3 rRNA genes are annotated in these 5389 nt (G+C 63.3%); all 3 read left to right on the forward strand.

The features are described from left to right. Nucleotides 1–180: 180 nt before the first annotated feature. Nucleotides 181–1686 (forward strand): 16S ribosomal RNA (locus tag I2E45_RS10155). 403 nt (nucleotides 1687–2089) lie between these two features. Beyond that, nucleotides 2090–5062: ribosomal RNA gene (locus I2E45_RS10160) — 23S ribosomal RNA — on the forward strand. 146 nt (nucleotides 5063–5208) lie between these two features. Then, nucleotides 5209–5324 (forward strand): 5S ribosomal RNA (gene rrf, locus I2E45_RS10165). Together the 16S, 23S and 5S rRNA genes form the textbook arrangement of a ribosomal RNA operon. Nucleotides 5325–5389 lie beyond the last annotated feature (65 nt).

The following is a 5389-nucleotide window of genomic DNA, read 5'->3' on the forward strand; positions in this document are numbered from 1 at the left end:
AGTGTCGCATCCGGGCAGACATCGAACCATTTGAAATGGTCTAACTTGGATTTGTTTTTCGCAAGGCCGCCGAGAGGCGGCCCCGAGAAATTCCTTTTCCTATACTAGAACCATATGAATCGAACGGAACCGATCAGCGAATGACTGAGAGGACCGGACGGGCTCGAAGCCCATTTATTTTGGACGGAGAGTTCGATCCTGGCTCAGGATGAACGCTGGCGGCGCGCCTAACACATGCAAGTCGAACGGCACCCCTCTCCGGAGGGAAGCGAGTGGCGAACGGCTGAGTAACACGTGGAGAACCTGCCCCCTCCCCCGGGATAGCCGCCCGAAAGGACGGGTAATACCGGATACCCCGGGGTGCCGCATGGCACCCCGGCTAAAGCCCCGACGGGAGGGGATGGCTCCGCGGCCCATCAGGTAGACGGCGGGGTGACGGCCCACCGTGCCGACAACGGGTAGCCGGGTTGAGAGACCGACCGGCCAGATTGGGACTGAGACACGGCCCAGACTCCTACGGGAGGCAGCAGTGGGGAATCTTGCGCAATGGGGGGAACCCTGACGCAGCGACGCCGCGTGCGGGACGGAGGCCTTCGGGTCGTAAACCGCTTTCAGCAGGGAAGAGTCAAGACTGTACCTGCAGAAGAAGCCCCGGCTAACTACGTGCCAGCAGCCGCGGTAATACGTAGGGGGCGAGCGTTATCCGGATTCATTGGGCGTAAAGCGCGCGTAGGCGGCCCGGCAGGCCGGGGGTCGAAGCGGGGGGCTCAACCCCCCGAAGCCCCCGGAACCTCCGCGGCTTGGGTCCGGTAGGGGAGGGTGGAACACCCGGTGTAGCGGTGGAATGCGCAGATATCGGGTGGAACACCGGTGGCGAAGGCGGCCCTCTGGGCCGAGACCGACGCTGAGGCGCGAAAGCTGGGGGAGCGAACAGGATTAGATACCCTGGTAGTCCCAGCCGTAAACGATGGACGCTAGGTGTGGGGGGACGATCCCCCCGTGCCGCAGCCAACGCATTAAGCGTCCCGCCTGGGGAGTACGGCCGCAAGGCTAAAACTCAAAGGAATTGACGGGGGCCCGCACAAGCAGCGGAGCATGTGGCTTAATTCGAAGCAACGCGAAGAACCTTACCAGGGCTTGACATATGGGTGAAGCGGGGGAGACCCCGTGGCCGAGAGGAGCCCATACAGGTGGTGCATGGCTGTCGTCAGCTCGTGTCGTGAGATGTTGGGTTAAGTCCCGCAACGAGCGCAACCCCCGCCGCGTGTTGCCATCGGGTGATGCCGGGAACCCACGCGGGACCGCCGCCGTCAAGGCGGAGGAGGGCGGGGACGACGTCAAGTCATCATGCCCCTTATGCCCTGGGCTGCACACGTGCTACAATGGCCGGTACAGAGGGATGCCACCCCGCGAGGGGGAGCGGATCCCGGAAAGCCGGCCCCAGTTCGGATTGGGGGCTGCAACCCGCCCCCATGAAGTCGGAGTTGCTAGTAATCGCGGATCAGCATGCCGCGGTGAATGCGTTCCCGGGCCTTGTACACACCGCCCGTCACACCACCCGAGTCGTCTGCACCCGAAGTCGCCGGCCCAACCGAGAGGGGGGAGGCGCCGAAGGTGTGGAGGGTGAGGGGGGTGAAGTCGTAACAAGGTAGCCGTACCGGAAGGTGCGGCTGGATCACCTCCTTTCTAGGGAGATAAATCTTCTAGAGAGAAAACACTTTAACTCGAATGGAGGGCAGGAGCCCGTCCGGTAGATGTCCGCCAGGATAAGTCCCCGCAGCACCCGGTCCCCGGGGTCGCACCCGCGTACCTTGAGAGCCGCATAGCGATAGGAGAGAGATGGAAGAGATTCATCTTCCAGACTCGATTCTTTTCTGCGATTTATCAGACAGAATGATAGCAATCATTCATCCGATCCAAACAAGAAGAATTCACTTATTTATGAGTGAGGAGCATCTGATCGCGAGCACAGTGAAGACACTGTGCCGCGGTATGAGATACCCGAATTGCGACATACGAGCGCTATTCATGATATCGATTAATTAACTTAATTAGCGACACGTGGATATCCCGCGGGCCCGATGCGGTCCCGCAAGATACCACGGGCGCACGGCGGATGCCTTGGCACAGGGAGCCGATGAAGGACGCGGCAAGCTGCGATAATCCCCGGCGAGGAGCACACATCCTTCGACCCGGGGGTCTCCGAATGGGCGAACCCATGCACAGCAGTGTGCATATCCCCACCCCGAACACATAAGGGTGGGGAGGACAACCCGGGGAACTGAAACATCTAAGTACCCGGAGGAGAGGAAATCAATCTCGAGACTCCCCGAGTAGCGGCGAGCGAAAGGGGACCGATGGCCAAACCGTCGAGCGGGCATACCCGGCAGGGGTTCCGCCGACGGGGTTGCAGGGCCGCGCATCCGGGGGCTGCCGCCCCCGGGCGCAGGTCCGGCTGGGGAGCGGAACGGCATGGGAGGGCCGGCCGCAGCGGGTGACAGCCCCGTACGCGAACCCAGACCGGACGGCGCGACGCGGTCCCTGAGTAGGGCCGGGCACGTGAAACCCGGTCCGAACCTGGGTGGACCACCATCCAAGCCTGAGTACTACCCTGTGACCGATAGCGCACCAGTACCGTGAGGGAAAGGTGAAAAGCACCCCGGGAGGGGAGTGAAACAGTACCTGAAACCGTGCGCCCACGAGCAGTCGGAGCACCTTTATGGTGTGACGGCGTGCCTTTTGTAGAATGAGCCAGCGAGTCGCTGGCGCGGGGCGAGGTTAACCGAAAGGGAGCCGGAGCGAAAGCGAGCCTTAACAGGGCGACTTGAGTCCCGCGCCGCGGACGCGAAGCCGGGTGAGCTATCCGTGGGCAGGCTGAAGCGGGGGTAAGACCCCGTGGAGGGCCGAACGCACGTCGGTTGAAAACGGCGGCGATGACCTGCGGATAGGGGTGAAAGGCCAATCAAACCCGGAGATATCTCGTTCTCCCCGAAATAGCTTTAGGGCTAGCGTCGCGCGTTCACCGCCGGAGGTAGAGCACCGGATGGACGAGGGGGCTTCGCCGCCTACCGAATCCAACCGAACTCCGAATGCCGGCGGCCCAGAGCGCGGCAGTCAGAGCATGTGGGCTAAGCTGTGTGCTCGAGAGGGAAACAGCCCGGACCGCCCGCTAAGGTCCCCAAGTTCCAGCCGAGTGGCAAAGGATGTGCGTCCGCCCAGACAACCAGGATGTTGGCTTAGAAGCAGCCATCCATTCAAAGAGTGCGTAACAGCTCACTGGTCGAGTGGACATGCGCCGACAATACACGGGGCTAAGCTGGACACCGAAGCGGCGGGATTTTGATTTACAGAATCGGTAGGGGAGCTTCCCATGGGCGGAGAAGCCGGAGGGCGACCGACGGTGGAGCGCATGGGAGTGAGAATGCTGGCATGAGTAGCGAGAGACGAGAGAGTAACTCGTCCGCCGTGAACCCGAGGTTTCCTGGGCAAGGCTAATCCTCCCAGGGTCAGTCGGGGGCTAAGGCGAGGCCGGTAGGCGTAGCCGACGCGCAGCAGGCAGACATTCCTGCACCGCGCACGCGGCGCTACGACCGACGGGGCGACGGATGGGGGTGGCTCGGCGGGGTTCTGGACGTCCCCGTGATGGAGCGCGGCCCGCGGACCAGGGAAATCCGGTCCGCAGAAGGGCGAGGCTCCGGACGAAGCGACTGAGCGAAGCGAGTGAGCCCGAGGTCCCTAGAAAAACCCCTAGGCAGGCGCGTGCGCGCCCGTACCGCAAACCGACACAGGTGGGTGGGTAGAACATACCGAGGCGATCGGGTCAACCATGGTCAAGGAACTCGGCACAATGGCCCCGTAACTTCGGGAGAAGGGGTGCCCGCGCGTACGTGAACGGACTTGCTCCGGGAGCGGAGGCGGGCCGCAGTGGAGAGGCCCAAGCGACTGTTTACCAAAAACACAGGACTCTGCAGAAGCCGCAAGGCGACGTATAGGGTCTGACGCCTGCCCGGTGCCGGAAGGTCACGCGGAGGAGTTAGCTTTCGAGCGAAGCCCCGAAGCCAAGCCCCGGTAAACGGCGGCCGTAACTATAACGGTCCTAAGGTAGCGAAATTCCTTGTCGGGTAAGTTCCGACCTGCACGAAAGGCGCAACGACTTGGGCGCTGTCTCGACCATGGACCCGGTGAAATTGCACTGGTCGTGAAGATGCGACTTACCCGCGGAAGGACGGAAAGACCCCGTGAACCTTCACTGCAGCTTGGCATTGGCCGCTGGTCCCGCGTGTAGAGGATAGGCAGGAGGCGAAGATCCGGAGGCGCCAGCCCCCGGGGAGCCGCCCTTGGAATACTGCCCTCGCGCGACCGGCGTCCTAACCCGAGGCCGTCAACCGGCTCGGGGACCGTGCCAGGCGGGCAGTTTGACTGGGGCGGTCGCCTCCTAAAGGGTAACGGAGGCGCGCGAAGGTCCGCTCGGGACGGTCGGCAACCGTCCTTTTGAATGCAAGAGTACAAGCGGGCTTGACTGCGAGGCCCACAAGCCGAGCAGGTGCGAAAGCAGGCTCTAGTGATCCGGCGGCCCCGAGTGGGTGGGCCGTCGCTCAACGGATAAAAGGTACTCCGGGGATAACAGGCTGATCTTGCCCAAGAGTCCACATCGACGGCAAGGTTTGGCACCTCGATGTCGGCTCATCGCATCCTGGGGCTGGAGCAGGTCCCAAGGGTACGGCTGTTCGCCGTTTAAAGCGGTACGCGAGCTGGGTTCAGAACGTCGTGAGACAGTTCGGTCCCTATCCTCCGTGGGCGCAGGAGAATCGATGGAGGCTGCCCCCAGTACGAGAGGACCGGGGTGGACGCACCTCCGGTGAACCGGTTGTCGACCAACGGCACGGCCGGGTAGCCGCGTGCGGCGCGGATAACCGCTGAAGGCATCTAAGCGGGAAGCCGTTCCAGGGATTAGTTCTCCTTCCGGTAAGGGCCCAGGTAGACTACCTGGTCGATAGACGGCAGGTGCAAGGGCGGCGACGTCCTCAGCCGAGCCGCACTAATCGCCCGAGCTCTTCCGGAACCGCACCTCGCGGCCCGCGGGACAAGCGCTCATGCGCGGTCCGGGCACGAGGATGCCCCCGAGTCATCTTTCCTATACGCCATGCGGCCCCCAGGGCACGTGTAAGGTGAGACCCAGGACACCGTAACGGTGGGCGCCGCCCACCGGTCAGCGGCCAGAGCATGGGGGGCACGCCCGGTCCCGTTCCGAACCCGGAAGCTAAGCCCCATCGCGCCGAGAGTACTGCGGGGTCAGCCCGTGGGAGGCCAGGGCGCCGCTGACCGGTGGACGGCACCGAGCCGTACGCTTGAACTGAGAAGGGGGAGGCCTCGCGGCCTCCCCCTTTTT

Origin of the sequence: Collinsella aerofaciens (genome assembly GCF_015555045.1) — a bacterium.
Classification (GTDB): domain Bacteria; phylum Actinomycetota; class Coriobacteriia; order Coriobacteriales; family Coriobacteriaceae; genus Collinsella; species Collinsella aerofaciens_W.